Origin of the sequence: Blastomonas sp. CCH9-A1, from assembly GCF_001557175.1 — a bacterium.
Classification (GTDB): domain Bacteria; phylum Pseudomonadota; class Alphaproteobacteria; order Sphingomonadales; family Sphingomonadaceae; genus Blastomonas; species Blastomonas delafieldii_A.
In genome coordinates this window covers 1-3015 of the sequence record NZ_LSHM01000047.1, presented here as the reverse complement: position 1 = coordinate 3015, position 3015 = coordinate 1, and the positions used below count along the sequence as shown (strand labels likewise).

Genomic DNA, 3015 nt, shown 5'->3' with positions numbered 1-3015 from the left:
AGTTTGGTCCGCATCCGCCTTTGCTCGATCCGGGGATGTGAATACGGATTATGGTGCGCGGGCACGGCCGCGACCGGATACAAGTCTATGCACGGATAGTGCATCAGCTGACCTCGGAACGAATGAAGCCAATCCCTGAGCATTGCGTGTGCCCCCCACCGCGTCAACAGAAGGAACCGTTCAATGCGAACTTGACAAGCCCCGGATCATACAAGTCGCTCTTCAGCCGGTCGCCGGTGCGGCGGTCGATCTGGCCCGAACGCACATCGGTATCGACCCGCGCTTCGAACTGCGCACGCTGCGTGGCCAGCGGAGTGCGCCCGAACTGCCATTGCGCCTCGATCGACTGGGTCGAGCCGGTACGATCGCCGAACAAAGCGCCGAAGATCGAGTTCAAGCGCTCCTGCTGGCGCGACCGCTGCTGGTCCTGCGCGCTGCTATCGGTCTGCGCGAAAGCGGCGCCGCTCGTCAGCATCAAGGCTGCGGCGGCGGTGGCGGTGTAAAGGCTTTTCATGATTATATTCCTCGTTGAACGATGCACGCACTACGTGCCGCTTCACCGAGGGTTGCGACGAGCCGAGTGTCCGGCCCGGTAAAATCAGGTCAACTGGCGAGCCCGGCCTTGAGACTCCCGATCACCTTGTCCTGATTGTCGAGCAGCGCCAGCACGTGCTGGCGCGCCTGTTCGATCTGGTCGCTGCCGCCGGGCTTCACCTCGCCCGCCGCCTCTTTCTGGAGGCGTGCGATATAGAGCTCCTCGAGATCGCCCAGGATCTCCGCCAGATCGCGCCGCGGCGCATCGAGCGCGCTGATCTTCGTCTGCGCGACCGACCAATCCTCGCTCCCCACCGCATCGCCCCTGGCCGCGCCCGAAGCAGCCTGTGCTGCCGAGCGGGCGAGCGCGAAATCGGCCTCGGCCTTGTCGGCGCGCGCCAGCATGGCGGCAAGATCGCGCGCCAGTGCCGGATCGGCAATGCTCTCGATCGGCGGCGGCGGCGCCTTGGCCTCGGCCTCGCGATCGCGCAGCTCGACCTCGCGCCGCTCGAGCGAGGGCAGCTCGGCCATCGGCTGCAGGCAGGCGGTGACCGCGAGCGGCGTGGCGGAGAGGATAAGGCGTGCGAGCTTTGCCGGGGTGACTTTCATGACCCAGGGCTGTAGGACAGCACGCAATCGCGGGCAACCGGCTTGCGTCGCGGCGCAGCCTTGATGCGCATAACCGCCCAAAAAAGCCGCCGCAGCGGTTGACAGCACCGCCGCTTTCACCTAACGGGCATGGCTTTCCGGCGCGGGACATCCCGTCGCAGGGCAGTGGTTTTCACTCTGCCGATTCGGGTCTGGCAACAGGCAAGATGAAACAGGCGATCATCACAATTTGCGTGCCCGGAACCCGATTGAAGCAAACAGAAACGAGACAACCCATGTTCGCTATCGTGCGCACAGGCGGCAAGCAGTATCGCGTTGCAGCCGGAGACAAAATCGCAGTGGAAAAGCTGGCCGGTGAGGCTGGCGACGTCATTGCGCTGAACGACGTTCTGCTGGCCGGCGACGGCGGCGAGGTCAAGGATGTGGCCGGTGTGGTCGTCTCCGCCGAAATCATCGCCCAGGCCAAGGCTGAAAAGGTGGTGATCTTCAAGAAGAAGCGTCGCCACAACTATCGCCGCAAGCTCGGCCATCGTCAGCAGCACACGATCCTGCGCATCGTTGCCGTGGGCGAGGAAGCCAAGAAGGCTGCTCCGAAGAAGGCCGCCGCTGCCAAGACCGAAGCTCCGGTCGAAGCTGCTGCCGAAACCCCCGCTGCCGAGGCTGCACCCAAAAAGGCTCCGGCCAAGAAGGCTGCCACCAAGAAGGCCGCTGACACCGATTCGTCGGCTGACAACGCCTGATCGCGCGCGAACCAAAGGAGTTTTGAACAATGGCACATAAGAAAGCAGGCGGTTCGTCGCGCAACGGTCGTGATTCCGCAGGTCGTCGTCTTGGCGTGAAGAAGTTCGGTGGCGAGCCCGTCATCGGCGGCAACATTATCATCCGCCAGCGCGGAACCAAGGTCTATGCCGGTGCCAATGTCGGCATGGGCAAGGACCATACACTGTTTGCGCTCACCGAAGGCCGCGTGAAGTTCCACGAAGGTCGCCTTGGTCGCAAATACGTATCGGTAGTCGCCCCGGCGATGGCGGAAGCCGCCGAATAACGGACGATCGATGACGGGTCGTCCTCTCACAGGGATGACCCCGGCCGGTGAAACACCCGGACCAGATGACAGGGAGATGGGGTCCGTCCCGTCTCCCTTTCTTTTTGTCTCCCTGTCACCGCGCTGACTCCAGCCTGTCATGTTTGGCTGGCAAGGCGCGGGCAACGAGGAGAGACATAATGTTTGCAAGAACGCAAAGATTGTTGCTGCGGCCAGTCTGGCCCGAAGATGCCGATGCGCTGTTCGCGGGCATCAACGACGAGCGCATCGTGTGCAATCTTGCCCGCGCGCCCTGGCCCTATAGCGCTGAACACGCCCGCGAATTTGCCGCGCGCGCGCAGGACCCCTTCTATCCGCACTATCTGCTCACCCTGCCGGGCGATGCCGGGCAGACGCTGATCGGCAGCTGCGGCCTCGGCCGCACCGATACAGGCGAGGCCGAGCTCGGCTACTGGATCGCACGGGACCATTGGGGCAAGGGCTATGCGACCGAGGCGGCGCACGCGGTGATCGCCAATGCCTGGACGCTCGGCCACCGCCGGATCGTCGCCAGCCACTATATCGACAACCCGGCGTCGGGCGCAGTGCTGCGGCGGCTGGGCTTCGTCCCCACCGGCACCACCCGCCCCCGCTTCAGCCTGGGCCGCGGCTATGAAGCGATGGCGCAGGAATATGCGCTGGAAAGCGACATGGCGGAGGCAGAACGACCGCTCGCGGCGTGAGGGGCGGGCGGCGGGCGGTGAGCAGCGCCGCCCCAGCCCCACCCCTGCCCCGTCATCCCTGCAAAAGCGGGGGTCCCGCGCTATCCGCACCACGCCCGCTCAGCC

Annotated in this window: 5 protein-coding genes; 3 read left to right on the top strand and 2 right to left on the bottom strand. The window is 64.7% G+C overall.

Going from position 1 to position 3015, the window contains the following annotated elements; genetic code table 11:
* Positions 1 to 163: 163 nt before the first annotated feature.
* On the bottom strand, positions 164 to 514 hold the full coding sequence (locus tag AX725_RS14260) for a hypothetical protein (RefSeq protein WP_066114675.1): 351 nt from the start codon (positions 512 to 514) through the stop codon (positions 164 to 166).
* A gap of 89 nt (positions 515 to 603) precedes the next feature.
* Positions 604 to 1143, bottom strand: coding sequence for a hypothetical protein (locus tag AX725_RS14255; protein WP_066114674.1), 540 nt, complete (start codon positions 1141 to 1143; stop codon positions 604 to 606).
* A gap of 275 nt (positions 1144 to 1418) precedes the next feature.
* On the opposite strand from AX725_RS14255, the gene rplU reads away from it, so the two are divergent.
* The 3 genes from rplU (at position 1419) to AX725_RS14240 (ending at position 2910) form a co-directional block, all read left to right on the top strand.
* Positions 1419 to 1883 (top strand): 50S ribosomal protein L21, encoded by a 465-nt coding sequence (gene rplU / locus AX725_RS14250; RefSeq protein ID WP_060980085.1) that lies wholly within the window; start codon positions 1419 to 1421, stop codon positions 1881 to 1883.
* Between the two features lie 29 nt (positions 1884 to 1912).
* Positions 1913 to 2188: a 50S ribosomal protein L27 gene (gene rpmA, locus AX725_RS14245; RefSeq protein ID WP_023839572.1), complete on the top strand. Its 276-nt coding sequence runs from the start codon at positions 1913 to 1915 to the stop codon at positions 2186 to 2188.
* A 200-nt stretch (positions 2189 to 2388) separates the two neighbouring features.
* A complete protein-coding gene (locus AX725_RS14240) occupies positions 2389 to 2910 on the top strand; it encodes a GNAT family N-acetyltransferase (protein ID WP_231725715.1) in 522 nt (173 codons plus the stop codon).
* Positions 2911 to 3015: the final 105 nt, after the last annotated feature.

Coding starts and splice junctions, on each gene's coding strand:
- AX725_RS14260 (WP_066114675.1), bottom strand. CDS start 514: ATGAAAAGCCTTTACACCGCCACCGCCGCCGCAGCCTTGATGCTGACG.
- AX725_RS14255 (WP_066114674.1), bottom strand. CDS start 1,143: ATGAAAGTCACCCCGGCAAAGCTCGCACGCCTTATCCTCTCCGCCACG.
- rplU (WP_060980085.1), top strand. CDS start 1,419: ATGTTCGCTATCGTGCGCACAGGCGGCAAGCAGTATCGCGTTGCAGCC.
- rpmA (WP_023839572.1), top strand. CDS start 1,913: ATGGCACATAAGAAAGCAGGCGGTTCGTCGCGCAACGGTCGTGATTCC.